Raw genomic sequence first — 17,931 nt, 5'->3', positions numbered from 1 at the left:
GGGCGTCAGGGGGCATCGAGGATGCCGGTGGGCGCGGGCAGGGGCCGGTCGGCGTCGTCGTACATCAGGGCAAGAGGTTTGGCCCAATAGGCGTGCGGGTCCCGGCGGTGGATCCGCTCGCGCAGGACCCGCAGCCGCTCGGGCAGTTCGGCCGCGGAGCGCGCGTCCGCCAGAAGCTGTGCGGCGTGGCCGCTGAAGCTGCGGCAGTGGTCGTCGCACCCGTCCGGCGGGTGCGCCCCGGCGTTCCACAGGCAGATGCCGTGCCCGCTTTCGAGGGCCATGCGCAGAACCTCCCGGCCCGTGGCATCGGTTGCAGGGCGGCACACCACCGGCACCTGGTCCGGCTCTGCGCCGGTGAGGCCGGCGATGCGCAGCACCCGGCCGGGTGGCGGCGTCGGCAGCGCGCGCAGCGGCGCCGCCGCGGCGGTGTCCTTCCAGCGCATCTCCCACAGGGTGTCGCCGCGGCCCCGGCGCGAGGCGTCCCGCACCACGACCTGGCGGCGCACGCCCAGCGGCCAGCAGGCCGGGTCGGAGAAGTCCAGGTCGGTGACGGCCGCCCGGGGGAGCCAGTGGTGCACCGCAAGGTCGAAGTGCTCGGGAGGGAGGACGACTTCCAGCGGTGCGTGCCGTTCCAGAGTGTCCAGTTGCAGGAAGAGCCGGGCAAGCGGGCGTTGCAAACGCAGCGGCAGCTCGTCCGGAGGGATCCCGTCGCCGGTGTCCTCGGCGTCCACGACGGCGTCGTCGTCGTGCTCGGGGTCGAGGACGCGTAAGCGCCAGTGGAAGGAGACGGACGCGGACCACAGGACGGGTTCGAGCTCCAGCAGCACGCTGGGCCCGTCGCCAGGCCGGGCGTCCAGGGCACTGACATGCAGCGGCTCGACGCCCTCGAGCGGGTCCGGGGGCACGGTTGCGGCGGTGGAGGCGCGACGCGTGCCCGTACTGCCCCGGCCGCCAATGAGGTTGAAGGCGCCTTCGGCCCGCTGGGGCAGGGCGACTCCGTCGACGCTCACATCGGTCTCCAGACCGAGGCGGCGCTTGCGGCGTCTGACCCAGCGGGCCAGCTCCGTCGCCACGGGCGCCGCTGCGGCCGTCGTCTCGACCGCGAGGGCGACGAGCTTGGCGTACCGCAGATAGGGCAGGGCCTCGATCAGGAACTGCATCCGGTGCTGGTGGATCTCGCCGTGCCCGTCCCGCCAGTGCCGGAGCGAGGCGGCGGCCGGAAATTTCACCCGGTCATGGAACACCTCGCGCAACAGGGTCCTCACCAGGGTGGGATCCTCGGGGGCGGGCAGGGCGGCCAGCAGCTCGAACAGCTCCAGACGGTCGCCGGGCGACCAGGAGGCCGGGCTGTCCGGCAAACCGTTTCCGGGCAGGTCTCCCTGTACGTCCGGCCACCCCTCCCGGAGATCGCGCTCGGCGTGCCACCGGTCGTGAGCGCAGATCAGGGCGTGGTAGGGGTCGGGTGCGAGCACGTGGTCGGCGTCCACTACGACTGGGCTGACGAACTCCCGCAGCAGCGTGGCCCGCACGGCTCTGCCGCCGTCCTTGATGTCTCCCTCGGAGCTTCGCCGGCTGGCCTTCGTCAGGCCGACCAGGGCGCCTAGGGACAGATCGACGACCGGTCCGCCTGAGGCCCCCTTGGGGATCTCCGTCTGCGGGCCCAGACGGAAGCTGTACGGACCGTCGTTGCCGGCGACCGTACAGACGCCGTTCCATTCGAGCAGCTCCCCCGCGCGCCCGGCGCCGGCGCTGTACCAGCCGTAGGCCCGCACATCGCGGGAGGGCGGGTCGCCGCGGTCGCTGAACCAGAGACAGCCGTGCTCGACGTCCTCCTCCAGCAGCCGTACGAGAGCGATGTCCGACTCGTTGGGGACGGGGCCGCGCTCGGGCACCCCGGCCAGCCGGTACGCGGTTCTCGCCGGGACCGTGCGGCCGTTCCACAGGGTCACCCGGTACGGGTCGGGCCCGGCGGTCCGGACCACGTGCGCCGCGGTCAGCGCCCAGCCGGGGGCCACCAGGCCGGCGGACCCCCAGTGCGTGCCGTCCTCCGCGCCGATGGCGGCGGTCGCCGCCATGGCCAGCCGGTCCAGGCGAGGGGTCTGGTCAGGCATGCACCTGCGCACCCGGGGCCGTGCCGTCGCTCTGGTCGTCCGGCCGCCAGGTGAGGGTGACATTGAGGGACGCCTTGGCCTCGCCGTCGGCGAGGAACGCGACCACCTTGCCGGACTTGGCGGCCAGTTCGACACCGAACGTGACGCTCACCTCGTCCGGCCGCGCCGCGTCCCGGGCGGCCTCCAGCACGGAGGTGCCGACCGTCCGGATCACCCGCTGGACGCTGTCGACCCGGTCCAGCAGGGTGTCGAGCGCGGTGACTTCTTCCTCCTCGCCGTACTCGGTGGGCCGCTTGCGCAGTTCGAGCTCGTCCGGGTCCAGCGTTTCCACGCGGGCGAGGACTGTCTCGCCGCCGATCTCCACTTCCCGTACCCGGTACGCCACCGCTCCGTTACTCCCGTCGCCCGTACGCGTGCTGTCGGACCGCCCGGGGCGGACAACACGCTTTCCTCACATCTGAGTTGTCCAGGCTACTGGCGGGCAGCCGGGCGGCGGGGCCGTTCATCCATGTTGCCGTGGCGGTGGACCGGGTAGGGGGAGCCTGTGACCGGCGCCCGGCCGGGTCTCGGCGGAACGGGCCGGCGCACGACGACAACGAGGAGACAGATGCCGTTCACCACCGCCCCACGCTCCAGGGCATGACGTGGCCCGGGGACCTTGCCGGCGCTGTTGCTCTCTACCCGCCAGGTACGTACACCGTTGTCTGGTCGGTCGGCGACGGCTCGAATCGCTTCATCAGTTGCACAGGCTTCACCGCGCACTGACAGCAAGGAGCTCGCTCTTGGTGTCCTTGGGGTGTGCGGCATGGGCAGCAGGGCCATGCCGTGGGAGCCGTGAGCGATGCCCCGGATGAACTCGGCGGAGTTCAGGGCGCATCCGGGCTGGTGAAGTGTTCCCGTCAGTAGGCGGGAGAGGTTCGGCACGTTCTTGTAGCCGCGGACGGGCCGACGGCGCTGTCACAGAACTCGCAGATCAGCGGGAGCTTGTACGTCTCCGGTACGGGCCCGACCTCGTCGGCGGAGATGAGCCGGCCCAGGCCATTCGGAAGCTTCACCCGTGGCTTGTTCACCTACTCCCGGCCCCGGGGAAAGGCTCTGCCCCTCGACTCGGTGTGACAAGATCCGCCCGGCTGACGTACTACAGGGTGTGGCTGGCCCTCTGACCCGAAATCCCCCGGAGAAACCTTGCCGTCCCACCCGATCGGCCCGGCGCACGGCCTGCCGGTGCCCTCCCGGGGGACACCGGGACGCCGCGTGCGGGCCGGTACGGCGTTGCACCGGTCCCGGGGGCCGTTCTCGCCCGCGCGGGGGAGGACGGATCAGCCCGCGGGCCGACGCCCGTGGCCATCGCGGTGGGCAGACTTTTCGGTGCGGGTCACTGGTACCGACAGGGATCCAGGCCCAGCCGGGCGGGACGGACCCGGCACCTGTGCCCGTGCCCGTGCCCGTGCCTGGGCCCATGGCATGTCACGACCAGGTGGAGGTCTACGAATGAAGCTCCGGAACACCGCGCACACCTCCCGGCCGTGGCGGATCCACGAGATCGCGCCCGACTTCCGTGTCTACGACGTCTGGGCGCTGCCGACGCCGGGAGGCCCCGACGACTTCCCGCTACTGGTGCAGCGGACAGCCGGGGGCGACACGGCGAACAACCCGTCCCGGATCGCCCGTGCCCTCTTCGCGATCCGCTGGAAGCTCGGGGCGCTGCTCGGCTGGGACTCGCCCGGCACCGGCGTCGGTTCCCGGGTGCCGACGCTGCGCGACCGGTTGCCGGACGATCTGCGCGACGGCCCCGCCGGCCCGGAGTTCGAACGGCTGCCCTTCCGGCCGGTCTATCTGACGGAGGACGAGTGGGCGGCCGAAATGGCGAACAGCACGGTGCACGCGGTGATGCACATGAGCTGGGTGCCGGACGGCGCCGGGGGCCACCGGGGTCAGATGGCTGTTCTGGTGAAGCCGAACGGACTGTCCGGAAGGGCCTATATGGCCGCCATCGCCCCGTTCCGGCATGTGTTCGTGTACCCCCCGCTGATGCGAGGCATCGAAGAGGGGTGGCGTACGAAGCCCGCGGCGTAGGTCAAGGGCCGGCGGTCTCACTGTCGCCGGCCGGCAACCGTTCCACCGCCGCGGCCGTCCTCCGCCCACGGCGCCGTGCGTCCCGGGCGGTCCGGTCCGCCTCCCGTGCCCGGTCCCGCGCCGCGTGCAGCCCGCGCTCGGCGCGCCGCTGCCGCGCCTTCGCCTCCTCCAGCTCCCGGGCCAGCGCGTCCACCCGCTCTTCTGCGCCCGGCGGCAGCTTCCTGTCGGGGGGACCGCTTCTGTGCCCGCCCCCGCTGCAGGGAGCTCGTCGACGCCGCCGAATGGAAGGGGCTCCGCGATTGGATCGGCCCCAAGCAGCTCGGCATGGGACACCGCATGCTCCTGGTGGGCTTCAAGAAGCACCGTAAGGGCGACGCCGTGGAATTCGAGCTGGGAACCAGGGCCGGGCGATCGCACACACCGCCTCGACGAGTCGGGCCGTCTCCGGATCCGGGCCGGCCGCCAGCAGTTGCGGCACGCGCGCGCAGGCCTGCTCCCACCACTCCTCGGCTGCGGCAGCCGACGTCGCGCAGGACGGGTGCCCCCAGCCGTCGCTGTTCTTCGCGATCGTCTCCCCCTTGCCGTACGGGCGGCCGCGGCGGCACCGGCCGGGAAACTTCGCCGTGACGGAACCGCTCGAAGAGCTCGATGACGCGCGCCGCTGCCCTCCAGGCCGACTGCGGTAAATAGCGCCGGCGCCGTAGCGGACGGCGACATCCGTCTCGATCCACCCCAGCGCCACGGGGATGGTCCGCTCGTGCGCGGCCTCGATCGCCCGCCGTGTCTCCTCATCACCGGCCTTGCGCCCACGAGGGCGCCGACAGAATCCTCTGGCCTGGTGAGATGCTACGCGGGCCATGTGAGGTCCCGGATGGGTGACGGTGTTGAACACCCATAGAGTCGGGCCGTCGGCCGTGTCTCGGGCGGCGGCTTATCGCCGGCCGCAGAGACGACGAGGCCCCCGCCGTCTGATCACGGCAGGGGCCACACGCTGCCGCTCCCGCCTTCGCAGTGCGGCCTGTTACGCCGTGCCGAAGTCCTGCGTCCAGTAATTGCCGGGCTGCGCGAGGCCGACGCCTATCTCGTTGAACCCGCAATTGAGGATGTTCCGCTTGTGGCCAGGGCTGGCCATCCAGCCCGCCATGACGCTCTCGGGGGTCGCGTAACCGTAGGCGACGTTCTCGCCGTAAGTACTCCAGGCGTAACCAGCACGTGTGATCCGCTCACCCGGGTCCGATCCGTCGGAGCCCGTGTGGGACATGTTCCGGTGGGCTGCCATGTCCTTGCTGTGATCCTGCGCGGCCTTGGTCAGCTTCGCGTTCAAGGTCACCGGGGAGCATCCAGCCTTGCTGCGCTCACTGTTGACGAGTGCCACAATGCGGGCGACCTTGCCCGACGCCGGCGCAGCGGGCTTCGGCGCAGCCGGCTTGGGCGCGGCGGACTTGGGTGCCGCGGACTTGGGTGCCGCGGACTTGGGTGCCGCGGACTTGGGTGCCGCGGGCTTGGGCGCGGCGGACTTGGGTGCCGCGGACTTGGGTGCCGCGGGCTTGGGCGCGGCGGGCTTCCGGCTGCCCGGCGTCGCAGTCGGCTTCCGGTCCCGCTTGTCCCCGTCCCACCACCGGTCGCTTCCGTGCCACTGGTGGCCGGACTCGTTCCCGTGCCACTGCTGGGCGGAATGTGCACTCTTCCACCGGCCGTGGGACCGGCCGTCCTGCGTCCCCTGCGGGTCCATACAAGCCATGGCGGCAGAGGGCACACCCACGGCCGCCACGGCGACGGCAGCAATGGTCATCTTCCGGTAGTGCGTCGTTCTGCGGTGCTTGCCCATGTGTGACCTCATTCGTCATCGCGGAGCGCCACCGCGAGCGGTTGGCCCGGTCCGTTCCGTGCGTGACCTGCGGAGACCCCTTTGCGGGCAGCCATTGTTAGGACCGCTGCACGAGGAGGGCAACGAGCGTCTACTACTACTCTCGCTCGTAGTGCGGAACGGCCCTTGCCGAGGCCGTGCGGGCATGCAGGCCGCACGCGGGAACCTTGCCGAGGGCCATGACGCCCCGTCAAAAATTCCTGAATGCTCGACAGGCAGGCACATTCGCCGAACCGGCCGACAGCTCCCGAACGCCGTGCGCGGTATGTCCGCACCAAGGTGGACAAATACCCTCATGTCACCAAGGCTGACATCTACTATCGAGCCTCCTGGGTGCCTGAAACGGCTGTGGCGGATGTCACGGAACCACTGGCTCCGTTTCCTTTCCGGCCATGACCGTCGAGGCCGATCCCCGCCACCCCCGATCAGGCGGCGTCGGCGCCGGCCCCGCCCGGCGGGGTTGCGGCCAAGGAGTGCGGATGCGGGCAGTGGGTGCCGCCGGGTCGTCATCGCCCTGCATGTGGTCGCAGCAGTCGATACAGGGGCAAACTGAGTGATCCCATGACAATCGCGCCAGAGGCTCGCAGGCGAACCCGTCTTCGCCCGTCGGCACGATGACGCGGCGAGCCGATACTGCCCATGGGGTGGTGGGACGGCCTGGCGCACGACCTGGCAGAGAGTGCCTGCAGGCGCATCGGAGTGAGTCGCGGCGCACGGGTTTCGGCTGCTGCTGGGGTGCGGACCCGGCGCACAGGGACGGCGAGCGGTCAGCCGGGCTCTGCCGGCAGCGGGCCGACGGGCAGGAGTCCACGCGCGATGCGGGCCGAAAGCACCGGCGTTGCGGTGTCCAGCCGCGAATAGGACGGGCCCGGCCGGTGCGCACGGCACAGAAGAGGAGCGGGCAGCCCTGCGGCGGGCGGGAAGCGATCGCCGACCATCTCACCGCCGCACGGCCTGGTCCTGGAGATGCTCGCCGGACCGCTGCCGGGGATGTACTACCCAAGCGGACCCGGCGACTGCTGTTCGGCGGTTTCCTGGTGGGCGGCTCGGGCGGCCAGGGGAGTGAGGAAGGCGTGGGCGGTGAGGAAGGCGTGGGCGAGCATGGCGTGGGTGATGCGCCGGTAGTACCAGCCGGAGTAGCGGCGGACCTCGTACTCGTCCAGGCCGCACTCGTTCTTCGCGGCCTGGAAGCATTTCTCGATCGCCCAGCGGCTGCCGGCGATCCTGGCGAGTTCCAGCAGTCCGGTACCAACAGGCGCGAGGGCGAGGTAGTAGGCGATACCGGCCGGGTCGGAGAAACTTCAGCGGGCCACTACCCAGGGGTGACGGGTCGGCGGATCAGGGTCGAAGACGATGTTGGCGGGCAGTTCGGCCGCGACCCAGTCGTAGACGCGGGGGCCTTGGGCTCCGTTGCCGCAGGACAGCCGCCGCCATGCGCCGGCGGGGGCTTCGTCGACGAGCTGGTCGATACGCAAGGAACCGGTCAGGACTTGACCGGCTGGGACTTGGGCACCGCGACGACGTAGCCCAGTCCAAGCTGCTCGAGCAGGCGGCGGAAGTTCCAGTCCTGGCCGTAGGCCTCGTCCGCGGTGACCCAGGCGGCCGGCAGGCCGTCGGCATGCGAGTCATTCCGCACACGGTGATCTTCACTGCCGGGCCCGGGACCCGGTCCACCCGCGCGGGAGCAATGAGGCGCTATGGTGCGGAAGTTCGGGGATTGAGGCACACGAGACGCATCAGCGGGAGCCGTGCGGTCGGCCCCGAGCGTCCCGTTACGAGAACCGTCTGCCCCGCGACACGCATCCTGTTTTGCGGTCCCAAGTGGACCGGCGGCGACAACCACGGCGAGTGGGAGAAATCGCCGTACAATCCCGACTTCGAGTTCTACAACGAGAGCCGGATCACCACGCAGGCCGAGAAGCTGCCCGCTCTCAACGAGGATCTCGGCGGCAAGGGAGTCCGCAATATGGTGTCCAACGAATGGGGTGCCGCGCATGTGAACGAGGTGCCGTCCATGGCCTTCCCGGAGGCCTACGCCAGCGGGCAGCTCAGGGCCTATCACGCGCGCGGCAACGGTATGAGTGGAATGAGTTCATGGCCGCAGTGAACGCGATGCTGGAAGAACTCCGGGGCCTCGTCCCGCTGACCACCGCGAGCGGTGCGGAGAGATTCGCGGCCCAGGGGTGGACACCGGGGGGCAAGCCCCGCGACGGCGTGGAGACGTCCTGGCGCAAGGACGGCGTCCGAGGGTGGATCCAGACGTTCCGCAGCGGGGCGGTCCGCGTCTCGTTCGCCGTCTGGATCCGCGACGTCGACGAGTCGGGCTACTTCGACGACCTGGAGGCCGTCTACGAGGAGGGCGAGCAGGCGCTGGCCGCGTTCCTTCCCCAGATCGAGCAGTCCCCGCTCGCCGGCCACCTCACCGAGGCCGAGCAAACGGCCGCGGACAAGGACGCGTTCATCGCGGTGCGGAAGTGGACCCTGGACGGCCGGGTCCTGACCGCCGGTGTCGTCCAGCAGGACACCGACCTTCCGGTGGTGGTCGTGATCACCCTGGAGCAGTCGGCGGCTGCGTCCGCCTGACAGGGTCTCCCCGGGCGCCTGGAGGCGGAGACGGGGCTCTCGCTTCCGGGCCGGGGCCGGGCCGCGCCCTCCCCCGCTTCCGGGGGGCCGCCCCTTTGCGTCGGTGACGCCTGTGATCGTGGTCATCTCGCTGCCGGCCGCCGGGTAGTCGGACTCGTCGTCATACCATTTCACGTCTCCAGCCGCATACGACTGATCGTGCACCACCACGTACGAACGTATGCGCTCAGGCGTCCCTTCGCGCCAGTGCGGCTTCGCGCACTCGGAAGGGCGACCTTGCCGACCCTCGGAAGGCGGTGGTCATGAGAGGCGGGGACGCCGCCCATCTCGGTGGAACCGGCCGAGCGCGTCGAGACCCACCAGGCGCCGATCCCTGCGGGTGCGGGGAGTAGAAACATGCCGCCGGTGAACTCCGCGCCCCAGTTGGGACCATCCCCGCGCTGTCGCCCCCTACCAAAGCGAGAGAGCTGTCCAATAGGCGATTTCAGAAAGGGGCCGATGGGCTCAGCCGTGGCCCGCAGCGGGTCAGATCCAGTTGTAGTTGGTGTCGTCCAGAGCCGGTAGGAAGGCCTGGGCAGCGTCGAGCGGCGCGGTTGGAGTAGCGAGCTCGGCGAGCGGGACCGGTGGGAACAGCGCTTTGTCGGCCGTGTCTTTGTAGTGGCTCCAGACGAGGTGGCCAGCGCCAGCGGTGTCGTCGTGCTCGACAGTGCGCAGGCGGGTGCGAGTCTGGCTGGCGATGTGGACGCGGAAGACGAGGTGGAGTTTACGGGGTGGGGTGCTGCCGGGGCGGGTGACCATTGCGTCCTGGATCCAGGTCACCTGCGGGACGCTGCCCGCCTTTGTGAGGTCCAGGCCCAGTTCTTCATCGAGTTCGCGTTCGAGGGCCCGGTGCATGGGTTCGCCGGGTTCGACGTTGCCACCTGGCAAGGTGTACTGGTCCTGGCCGTTCTTGGTGCGGTGGATCAGGGCGATCTCGTCGCCGTTGAAAAGGGCTGCCGCAACGCGGATCTTGATGCGGGTGAACGGCTCGGCGGAGGTCACGGAGGGGTTTCTCCTTCGGTGGGCGAGGCGCGGTGGTGTCCCCTGGACAGGTGGCGCAGGCGGATGATGCAGCACGCGAGTTGTTCCACAACACCTAGCGATACTTGTCGAAGTCGAAGTCGAAGTCGTAGCCGCGGTCGGCGCTCAGGCGCCCAGGCTTGTGACGCGGATGTCCTAGCGATATCCCGGATACCGAGGCAGCGAGGTCGGGACGGGGTGCCATCCCCGCGCGTGCGGGGAGCAGCCGGGATTCTTCGGCGAGTACGTCCCTGTCGGCGGGACCATCCCCGCCTCCGCGGGGGTCCCCAGCATTACTTTCCGTGTGCCACGGGGCTTCGTCCGGGGCCTGCCTTTCGGATCACGCCGCCGTGCGGTGCTGACGCAGGGCAAGAAGGATCAGCAGGAAGAAGGCGGCGAACGCGGCGCCTGTGCGGGCGTAGTTAAAGGCTTCCCAGCGAGCGAGGATTTCCGTGTGGTCGGGGAGCCGAGGTAGCGGCCCACTTCTTGATCTGGCCGTTGATGGGGACGTTGCCGAGCCGGGTGATCAGGAAGGACATCAGCGCCAGGAGTGCCGCTCCGCCGGCGAGCCGCCGTCTGGTGCCACGCGCAGGACATCGGGTGGCGGTTGTTCGAGCGGCATCCCGTGCTGCTCCAGCTCTGTACCGCCCCCGCACATGCCGAAGCCGACCGGGCGCGGCACGAACCCGTCGCGGCTCGACTGACGCGGTTGATCGAGAAGGGGCAAGCTGCCGGGGAGTTCGACCCCGAGCCGCCCGCTGCCTGGCTGGTCGCGGCGGTGACCGTCCTGGGACACGCCACCGGCAGCGAGGTGGGGGCCGGCCGCATGAGAGTGGCCGAGGCGGCGGCCTGCCTTCGCACCGCCACGCTCCGCGTGCTGAAAGCGCAGCCCTCGAGGGCACACAACCCCTAGGCATCACGTCTTGGATCAGCGGGCGGACCAAACGAAGATCGAAAGAGCCTCGAAGGGGGTCGCTACTGAATGTAGCCGTTGTCGACGGGATCGCGGATTTGCTGATCCGCTGCTGACGAACTGTCTTCACTGCCAGCGAAGTCGTGGATCCCACAGGGCTGTAGGATCTCGCGGCTCGTGTCACAGGTCACCGCTGTGACCTGGGGGCTCCCAAATCTGTCTCACCACCTGTCGGTGTTGATCAGTCTCACCACGACGGCGGATCCCCAGAGCTGGGCTCATCACTCGCCTTCGTCGTCGACGTCGTAGGGCGGGATGGTCCATCGCATCACCATCTCCCCCGCCTCGTCGGCTTCGAGCGTGACCGGATAGACCTGGCCGGCGTCCCGCTCACCGCGGTGCCTGATCGAGTGGTCGCCCTGGTCCCATTCGATGCCGAGCACCTGGCAGCCGCCGACCTCGATCGCACCGACGTGGAGCGGATGGTGCCACCCGGCCCGCCGGAAGCGTTGGAAATCGGTGTGCTTGTCAATCGAGAGCATGAGTCCCTTGCCGTGGAGGCGGTCGCGCCAGGCGGTGAGTTCGGCCGCGCGGGCGGCCGCTTCAGCCACCGGGAGGTCCAGCCAACCGTGCGGTCCGTCGACGCCGTACTGCGCGATCCGCTCCCCGCCGAACTGCGCGTGTGCGTCGTCCTCGTACCGTCCCCAGTAGGAAACATCGGCGAGCCCGTCGGCCGGCTCGTCGTCCATTCCCGTCCACGCGTCCAGCCCTGCGGCGTCGCCGACAACCATGCCACACCGGTCGACGGGCAGGTCCCCAAGCCGGACCGGCACCGACCGCTCCGCGGTCTCGGAGCACGGAATACCGAGGCTGATCTCCAGGGTCGCAATCGTCAGTTCCTCATCGAACGGGGACGGCGAAGTGCTCGCCCTCACCCTCAACGACCGGTCGTCGGCGGCCGGGACCGCGACCGCCTCGCACAACCACTCACGAAGATGGCCTCCTCCCGACGACGCCGCCGCCCTGGCGCGCTCGGACAGGGACTGACCCAGTTCCCGCCAGTGGTCGATCCACCCGGCCATGCCGAGCACCAGCACACCGGACGGCGCATTGACGGATCCAAGGTCGACGAAGGTCTCAGGCATGCGCCGATTCTGCCTGCCCAGTGCGACAGGGTTCGGGACGAGGTGCCGGCGTCAGGCGCTGGAGCCTACGCGCTGCGTCGGCCACCTCCTTGCCAACCGGTGTCAGCTTCATCGGGCGGCCGCGTTAGGCGCGCTCAAGCAGGCGGTGCCCTAAAGCGTGGGGTGGCACCGACCACCACGATGCTCGGGGTGACACGGCTGGCGATCCCCGGCCAGACGGTCGAGCTCGAGGGGACCGCCGTCGCGTGATGCGACCTCGCCGCCTCTGCTGCTCGTGCCGGTTCAACCGGCACGAGCAGTAGGCAGATGGGTGAATGCCGGTGCTCAGAATGGTGACAATCGGCGTCCATGGCTTCGACGGCGACTCTTTCCTGCAACGACTGCGGCACGCAGACGTCCGTCTTCTGCTCGACGTACGTCAGCGCCGCGGTGTCCGCGGACCCGAGGACGCCTGGGCGAACTCGCTCCGGCTGCAGGCGGCCCTCGCCCATGCCCGGATCGCCTACTAGCACCACCCCGAGCTCGTCCCAACCACCGAACTACGCCACCTCCAGTACGCCGAGGACGACCGCCGATGGGTGGGCAAGCGCTCGCGCCGCGAGCTCGCTGCCGAGTACACCCGCCGCTACACAACCGAGATCCTCGAAAGCGCCGACCTCACGCCGATCGTGTCGGCGTTGTCAAATGGTGGGATCGCAGCGCTGTTCTGTGTCGAGCGCGACCCAGAAGCATGCCACCGCTCGTTGATCGCCCAGCGATTGGCCGAGCAGCACCGCGTCACGATCGAGCACCTGCGCCCGTGGTGATGGACGAGTTGGATGACAGGCTGCACCGGATCGGGCAGCACCACGTAGGAACTGGTCGAGCGCAGCCTGGCTCCGGCCGAACCGCGCAACGACGGCCGCCAGAGGCCCTGTTGCGGACCCCCGTGTTCGTCGCGCAGCACGCCACCGCGACGTGCTGCCGCACCTGCCTGGAGCGCTGGCACGTCGTCCCCGCCGGGCGTGCGCTCGACGACGAGTAAGACCCGTCGAATACGGCATCAACCGCCTCAAGAGGCACCGCGTGGTGGCCACGCGAAGCGACAAGCTCGCCGTCCACTATGACGCGACGGTCCTCCTCGCGGCCATCAACGAGTGGCTGTGGCCAGCACATTCGAAACAAGCCCTTTGAACGAAGCCGCCAGGGAGACAATGGTGTGGCAGTGCGCTTTTGGGACCGTGTCACTCGGGACGGATGCCGGTCGCCGAGAGTGCCTGAGGGTCATAGCAGTCGCACGCCAGGACAGTGGCGGGCGGCAACGACTTCCCCGCCGGTACCTCGATCAAGGCCGTCACGCTGCTCGTCTCGTCCACCCTGCGCCATTGCTTTCCACCGCCGCCGAGCAGCACATCAGTATCCGACCCCTGGTCGTACCGGACTGTTCCATGAGGGGGAGCACCGGCCTCGCGGTACTCCCGCACGAAGGTGCAGGCGACGAGGGAACTGCCCGTGGAAAGGCGGAACGCCGGGAGGTCGGCGCCGGTCACCTTGTAGGAGAAGCTGCGCTCGGCTCTCGCATCCGCCCAGTTGTTGTGGAACCGGACGAGATCGCTCGTGAACCCGCCCTCCGTGAAGCGGTCGTCGGTGGGGCGACCGAGCGGGGGCGTGAAGCTGAGGTAGTCGGCGAAGCTGTCGCACACCGTGCGGTCGGTTTGCGCGGTGTCCGACAACTGCACCGTTCCCGAAGCGCCGCGACGAAGGTCAGGGAGGACCTTCGGCTGCAAACGAACGGAAGTCTTGCCGTTGTTGGTCGGGGCCGGAGAAGGAGCCGGCGCCGAGGACGGGGGTGTCTTGGCGGGCTCTGTCACGACCCATCCGGCAGCAGCGGCCTTCCACGGCCCCTTTGCCTCCGTCTGCATGAAGTACAGGAGCTGCGAGGAACGGTCCTTCTCCCGGCCCTTCCACTTGCTCAAGACAGCAAAGAACCGAGGATAGGATTCGCCGGCTTCGACGGCCGGGATCAGAAAGCGGGGCTGGACCAGGTGGAAGACTCCGTCTTCAGTCTTCGCCTTACGGTGAATCTCGTACCCGGCGAGTGACTCCTTCAGCAGGACGCCCATCTGGACCTTGCGGATGGCTGCATCGTCCAGCGCGGCATCTGCGGCCGCGGTCGCACGGTCGTAGCGCTCGAAGACCTGCCTGGCCTCGTCGGTCGCGATGACCGGCACCGACGCAGAAGGGGACTTCGGTGCCGCGTCATCGGGCGACGAAGTCTCCGCAGATGAGCAACCGGCTGACAGCGCCAGCAAGATGGCCAGACTGGCTGCACCGAACCGCGTGGTTGGGCGTCTCACAGTTCCCTGCCTCCCCCATGTATCCGTGATCCCTGGCAGCGTAGGCGAAATGATCTCTGGGGTGTTCGAGATCAGCGAAGCAGCTGCGGTCCTCCCCTCGAGCGGGGACCTCTGCCGGCCGGGCTGACCTTGCCTCCCGCGGTGTCACCTATCCCCAAAAGGTCGCACTCGCCACCTGTGCCGAGACGCGATAGATGGCACCAGGCGGCACCCTCGACCAGCTTGCGTGGCACCACTTGGCCGCAGCCATACGAGAACCGGGCCTTAATCGCCCGACGCCCCACATCGACGGGCCGTCATTCCATGTTCGAGACAAAGCCTGAATGGCTCGGGCACCGCCGTTCCTGTCCCGGACAGCGCCCGGGCAACGCCCTGAACAGCCCGAACACTTCCCGTCTGTCCGGGACAGTCTGGCGCCGTTGCTTTGACGTACCGCCACTAGAAAGCTCCGTGTCGCCCGGCGGCCGAACGGCGGCCGTGGCAGGAGGACGAACATCTCGGAATCGGAATGTCGCCGCTGCCCGGCGGCGCTGAGTTGAAGAGGAATTCGAAACAGTGATCAAGACGAAACGCGGTGTGATGATGCTCGCTGCTGGCCTTCTCGCCGCCACTGGCGGGCTGGCCGCTGCGGGGCCTTCTGCATCCGCAGCACCGGCAGCCACGATCTATCCGAACTGCCCCACCTCTGGCTCGGAATGGATCGGCTACACCGATCGGGGCCAAGCCCACGCCTCGTGCTCTGGCGCCGATGTCCGCGTCCAGGTGACGTGCGCCAACGGACGCAAGTACGACGCCACCCCGTACTGGACGCCGAACTACGCCCACGCCGATTGCCCGAGGGGCGTCGGGGCGACAGCGATGTACACGTCGTACCGAATGTGAGTGCCCAACGGCGCTGACAGAGCAGAGTCACGATGACTCACCCGGAGCGGCGATGCACACCGTGCGAACGGACTGCGCATCGCCGCTGCGGCCATTGGCCGGAGCGAGGTGAAGCTGAGAATGCGGGGCTGGCCGGCGTCGTCCGGGGCGGCCGTCACCTCGGTCTCGCGCCCGGATCGAGCGTGTGCGTCGGTGTCCACGTCCGTCTCGCCGGGGGCTGCCGTGGTGGGTGGCCACGCTTCTTCCTCCTGCTCTCTCTGTCCGTCGCCGTCCAGCTCCTCGCCTTCGGCGTTGGGCCGGCGTCTGCACGGTCCGGTGTCTCCGGGGCGGTGGTGCCGAGTACGCCCGGTCCCTTCGTACGGTGCGTCGGCAACGGGATCACTGGGCGCCTCCGTCCTGGCCCTGCGGTGGCGGTTCCAGCTCAATGAACAAGCCGGCAAGCGCATGGTTTGAGGTTCTCAGCCGCCGAGGCCACGTCCTCCTCATCGATGTGGAGGACAGCTCGGAGAAGTACTCCTCGCTTGGAGACATCGCCCTGCCCGGCATATGCGTCGGGTAGAGGTCGGGTGCGTAGGTGGGCAGCTGGAAGACGCTGAGCCAGTCGGAGTCATCAGCCAGTGAACTGGCGCAGTGGGCGGGTCAGGTGCCCCAGACCCACACGATCGGGCCGCCGAGCTGGATGCGGGCGCGGACGATCAGGTCACGCAAGTCGCGCCGGCCGAAGCCCTTCGGCTGCTCCTTGCGCCCGGTGTACTCCCGGACCGCATAGAACAGCCGAGATCGTTCACAGGTTGGTAGCAGGTCATGCCCACCATCGAGACCCGCCCGAAGGCTCGACCGCGCACCCGCACGACCGGCGTGCAGCCCCGACGTCCACCGCTGATCCGCCCACCGTGGGCGAGCGGACCGCGCTCCAGCTCACGCTCCAATCGGGCGACCTGGCCCTCCCTGAGCTTCGGTCGGCCTGGCGAGCCCTTCGACCGCACCCCGACGTGGGCCCGCTCCCGCCAGGCCCGGCGCCACCGCTCCACCGACCGCTCGCTGACTCGCAACTCGGCGGCGATCTCACCGTTCTTCTCCCCGCGCTCGAAGCAGACCCACAGCCTGTTCAGTAGCCCACGTGGCAGCTGTTCGGCGTGGGTCCCGCGGCTCAGAGTCACATCATGGTCGACTTTGTGCGCTATGGGTGACGGCCCCATCGAAGTGGTTCGAGCGGGCGCACTGAGCGATCAGAAGGGACCCCATGTTCAGAACAATGTTCATCGGTGGCGCCACGGCGGCACTTGTCGCCGCCTTCACCCCGTCCTCGGGGACAACGGCGGTCATGAAATCCCCCGCCCCGCCCAACAAGGTCACGATCGACCTCGTCTCCGTCAACGGCTCGGGCTGCCGACCCGGCAGCGCAACCGTGGCCGTCGCGCCGGACAACACGGCCTTCACCATCACCTACAGCGAGTACCTCGCTCAGGTCGGCAAGGGCGCCAAGCCGACCGACTTCCGCAAGAACTGCCAGCTCGGTTTGAACGTGTACGCCCCGCAGGGCTTCACCTATGCCATCACCAAGGCCGACTATCGCGGCTTCGCCAGCCTGCAGAACGGCGCGAGCGCCACGCAGCGGGCCAGCTACTACTTCCAGGGCATGTCCCGGACGTCGTACCGCAGCCACCGGTTCCACGGCCCGCTCCAGGACAACTGGCAGGTCTCCGACGCAACTGCCATCCACGCCCTCGTCCACAAGCCCTGCGGTGAGGAGCGGAACTTCAACATCAACACCGAGCTGCTCGTGGACGGAGGACGCTCCGACACGACCAACACCACCAGCTTCATGGCGATGGACTCGACAGACGGCAGCTTCACGACCAAGTACCACTTCGCCTGGAAGAGGTGCCCGGTGCGCTGACGCCCGCGTAGCCGGCCCGGCGCCCGACGTGTCGGCCGCCGGGCCGCAGATCCGCGCCCCTTGGACGAACGTCGTCGTCCTGCTGGCGGGGCTTGTGGCAGGAGCGACCGTCCCCAAGGATCCTGTCGAGCCTCGCCAGGCGCCACCGTGACGGAATCCGCGCTCCTGGCAGGGCACGTCCCGGTACCGCCAGCACACCAAGTCCCTGCACTGACCCGGGCAACAGCCCAGGTCAGTGCACGAGATAGAGGGTGAGGGCTCCACCTGACTCGGAGATGCTGGCGACGTGAGCATGACCACGAGCAGTGGCGTACGCGCCGGTGCCGCCGGTGACGGCGAGCTCGAAGTCGCTGGGCGGGCCGCCGACAGGGGTGGTCTGCAGGTGCTGCCACGTCACCTGCCCCCGAGGAAGGCTGAAAGTACCTGTGCAGTGAGTGGTTTGCGCTGCCACTCGGGTGCACACTGCTCCCTCGGTGCCATAGCCGACACCTCCGCGAAAGAGGTTCGCGGTGATGATGATCTGATCACCGACCCCGCGTCCAGGTGTGCCGTTGTCGACCACCGTGGTTCCGGTACCCGTAGACGTCAGGCTGATGACTTCCTTGCGCTTGAAGTGCATGCCCCAGTCCAGGGGATACGGCTCATGAGACGCAGAGGCGGAACCGGCGAGAGTCGCGAGCGACACCGCCGTTGCTGCCACCACGCTCCACTTCGAAATGGATTGCATTTTTCCTCGCCTGATGAACGCGGGCTCTCTGGGTGCGCCCAAGAATTCTCATTGTGCGATGGAGCGTCAATTCTCAAACTCATCAAAGGTGCCTGCTTCATCCGTCCGGCGGCATCTCCCCCAACACACCCAGACCGACCACGTCCAATGGCCCCGGCGACGACGGTCCTACTGTAAGGGTTGTCCCGTAACTGCTGGTCAGAGGTGAGATGGTCTTGCTGTGGCTGGTGTGATCACGGCGTCAGAGTCGTCCTGGACAGCCCCGTTCACCGGGTTGAGCCCGCGTCAGTTCGGCAAGCTGATCACGGCATTTGCGCCGGGAGGGCGCGGAC

General features: G+C 68.9%; 19 protein-coding genes and 3 pseudogenes. 11 read left to right on the top strand and 11 right to left on the bottom strand.

Going from position 1 to position 17,931, the window contains the following annotated elements; genetic code table 11:
• Positions 1-5: 5 nt before the first annotated feature.
• Both J7E88_RS29300 and J7E88_RS29295 read right to left on the bottom strand, forming a co-directional pair.
• On the bottom strand, positions 6-2,111 hold the full coding sequence (locus J7E88_RS29300) for a trypsin-like peptidase domain-containing protein (protein WP_215186402.1): 2,106 nt from the start codon (positions 2,109-2,111) through the stop codon (positions 6-8).
• Positions 2,104-2,496, bottom strand: coding sequence for a CU044_2847 family protein (locus tag J7E88_RS29295; RefSeq protein WP_215186400.1), 393 nt, complete (start codon positions 2,494-2,496; stop codon positions 2,104-2,106). The genes J7E88_RS29300 and J7E88_RS29295 overlap by 8 nt, the downstream gene beginning before the upstream one ends.
• 1,106 nt (positions 2,497-3,602) lie before the next feature.
• Here J7E88_RS29295 and J7E88_RS29290 point away from each other — a divergent pair.
• A complete protein-coding gene (locus J7E88_RS29290; protein WP_215186398.1) occupies positions 3,603-4,187 on the top strand; it encodes a DUF2867 domain-containing protein in 585 nt (194 codons plus the stop codon).
• A 1-nt stretch (position 4,188) separates the two neighbouring features.
• Here the strand turns inward: J7E88_RS29290 and J7E88_RS29285 are convergent, their stop codons facing one another.
• From J7E88_RS29285 to J7E88_RS29270, 4 genes are all read right to left on the bottom strand, one after another.
• Entirely contained in the window at positions 4,189-4,380 is a 192-nt protein-coding gene (locus J7E88_RS29285) for a hypothetical protein (RefSeq protein ID WP_215186396.1), read from the bottom strand.
• A gap of 828 nt (positions 4,381-5,208) precedes the next feature.
• Positions 5,209-6,015 carry a CAP domain-containing protein gene (locus tag J7E88_RS29280; protein ID WP_215186394.1) on the bottom strand — a complete coding sequence of 269 codons (807 nt, stop codon included), beginning with the start codon at positions 6,013-6,015 and terminating at the stop codon, positions 5,209-5,211.
• A 1,340-nt stretch (positions 6,016-7,355) separates the two neighbouring features.
• The gene (locus J7E88_RS29275; protein WP_215186392.1) at positions 7,356-7,529 is read right to left on the bottom strand and encodes a hypothetical protein; all 174 of its coding nucleotides are present in this window, start codon (positions 7,527-7,529) and stop codon (positions 7,356-7,358) included.
• Positions 7,530-7,537: 8 nt separating this feature from the next.
• Positions 7,538-7,690: a transposase gene (locus tag J7E88_RS29270; RefSeq protein WP_215186390.1), complete on the bottom strand. Its 153-nt coding sequence runs from the start codon at positions 7,688-7,690 to the stop codon at positions 7,538-7,540.
• Between the two features lie 81 nt (positions 7,691-7,771).
• Here J7E88_RS29270 and J7E88_RS29265 point away from each other — a divergent pair, with 81 nt between their 5' ends.
• Together J7E88_RS29265 and J7E88_RS29260 are read left to right on the top strand one after the other, a co-directional pair.
• The gene (locus tag J7E88_RS29265) at positions 7,772-8,161 is read left to right on the top strand and encodes a hypothetical protein (RefSeq protein WP_251023392.1); all 390 of its coding nucleotides are present in this window, start codon (positions 7,772-7,774) and stop codon (positions 8,159-8,161) included.
• The gene (locus J7E88_RS29260; RefSeq protein WP_215186388.1) at positions 8,149-8,637 is read left to right on the top strand and encodes a hypothetical protein; all 489 of its coding nucleotides are present in this window, start codon (positions 8,149-8,151) and stop codon (positions 8,635-8,637) included. The genes J7E88_RS29265 and J7E88_RS29260 overlap by 13 nt, the downstream gene beginning before the upstream one ends.
• Positions 8,638-9,162: 525 nt before the next feature.
• Here J7E88_RS29260 and J7E88_RS29255 read toward each other — a convergent pair.
• Entirely contained in the window at positions 9,163-9,678 is a 516-nt protein-coding gene (locus tag J7E88_RS29255) for an NUDIX hydrolase (protein ID WP_308307648.1), read from the bottom strand.
• A gap of 727 nt (positions 9,679-10,405) precedes the next feature.
• On the opposite strand from J7E88_RS29255, the gene J7E88_RS29250 reads away from it, so the two are divergent.
• Positions 10,406-10,609 carry a hypothetical protein gene (locus tag J7E88_RS29250; RefSeq protein ID WP_215186386.1) on the top strand — a complete coding sequence of 68 codons (204 nt, stop codon included), beginning with the start codon at positions 10,406-10,408 and terminating at the stop codon, positions 10,607-10,609.
• Positions 10,610-10,890: 281 nt separating this feature from the next.
• On the opposite strand, the gene J7E88_RS29245 is transcribed toward J7E88_RS29250, so the two are convergent.
• Entirely contained in the window at positions 10,891-11,754 is an 864-nt protein-coding gene (locus tag J7E88_RS29245) for a hypothetical protein (protein ID WP_215186384.1), read from the bottom strand.
• A gap of 162 nt (positions 11,755-11,916) precedes the next feature.
• On the opposite strand from J7E88_RS29245, the pseudogene J7E88_RS29240 reads away from it, so the two are divergent.
• The 4 genes and pseudogenes from J7E88_RS29240 to J7E88_RS36365 form a co-directional block, all read left to right on the top strand.
• Positions 11,917-12,003, top strand: a pseudogene (locus tag J7E88_RS29240) (RidA family protein); the annotation flags it as partial.
• Positions 12,004-12,083: 80 nt separating this feature from the next.
• Positions 12,084-12,263, top strand: coding sequence for a hypothetical protein (locus J7E88_RS29235; RefSeq protein ID WP_215186382.1), 180 nt, complete (start codon positions 12,084-12,086; stop codon positions 12,261-12,263).
• 15 nt (positions 12,264-12,278) lie between these two features.
• A pseudogene (locus J7E88_RS29230) lies at positions 12,279-12,560 on the top strand (DUF488 family protein); the annotation flags it as partial.
• A gap of 110 nt (positions 12,561-12,670) precedes the next feature.
• Entirely contained in the window at positions 12,671-12,778 is a 108-nt protein-coding gene (locus tag J7E88_RS36365) for a DUF4186 family protein (RefSeq protein ID WP_251023391.1), read from the top strand.
• Between the two features lie 199 nt (positions 12,779-12,977).
• On the opposite strand, the gene J7E88_RS29220 is transcribed toward J7E88_RS36365, so the two are convergent.
• Positions 12,978-14,045: a hypothetical protein gene (locus J7E88_RS29220; RefSeq protein ID WP_215186378.1), complete on the bottom strand. Its 1,068-nt coding sequence runs from the start codon at positions 14,043-14,045 to the stop codon at positions 12,978-12,980.
• A 600-nt stretch (positions 14,046-14,645) separates the two neighbouring features.
• Here J7E88_RS29220 and J7E88_RS29215 point away from each other — a divergent pair.
• Entirely contained in the window at positions 14,646-14,972 is a 327-nt protein-coding gene (locus J7E88_RS29215) for a hypothetical protein (protein ID WP_215186377.1), read from the top strand.
• A 695-nt stretch (positions 14,973-15,667) separates the two neighbouring features.
• Here the strand turns inward: J7E88_RS29215 and J7E88_RS36360 are convergent.
• Positions 15,668-16,171 (bottom strand): helix-turn-helix domain-containing protein, encoded by a 504-nt coding sequence (locus J7E88_RS36360; protein ID WP_251023390.1) that lies wholly within the window; start codon positions 16,169-16,171, stop codon positions 15,668-15,670.
• A 44-nt stretch (positions 16,172-16,215) separates the two neighbouring features.
• Here J7E88_RS36360 and J7E88_RS29205 point away from each other — a divergent pair, with 44 nt between their 5' ends.
• Positions 16,216-16,872, top strand: a complete 657-nt coding sequence (locus tag J7E88_RS29205) for a DUF4360 domain-containing protein (protein WP_215186375.1) — start codon at positions 16,216-16,218, stop codon at positions 16,870-16,872.
• A 232-nt stretch (positions 16,873-17,104) separates the two neighbouring features.
• Here the strand turns inward: J7E88_RS29205 and J7E88_RS29200 are convergent, their stop codons facing one another.
• Positions 17,105-17,599 carry a hypothetical protein gene (locus J7E88_RS29200; RefSeq protein WP_215186373.1) on the bottom strand — a complete coding sequence of 165 codons (495 nt, stop codon included), beginning with the start codon at positions 17,597-17,599 and terminating at the stop codon, positions 17,105-17,107.
• A 220-nt stretch (positions 17,600-17,819) separates the two neighbouring features.
• Between J7E88_RS29200 and J7E88_RS29195 the strand changes: the two are divergent.
• Positions 17,820-17,931: pseudogene (locus J7E88_RS29195) on the top strand (IS5/IS1182 family transposase); the annotation flags it as partial.

This window comes from Streptomyces sp. ISL-10 (assembly GCF_018614575.1).
Taxonomy (GTDB): Bacteria; Actinomycetota; Actinomycetes; order Streptomycetales; family Streptomycetaceae; genus Streptomyces.
The sequence above is the reverse complement of the archived record's forward strand: the minus strand, read 5'-3'. Positions and strand labels throughout refer to the sequence as shown.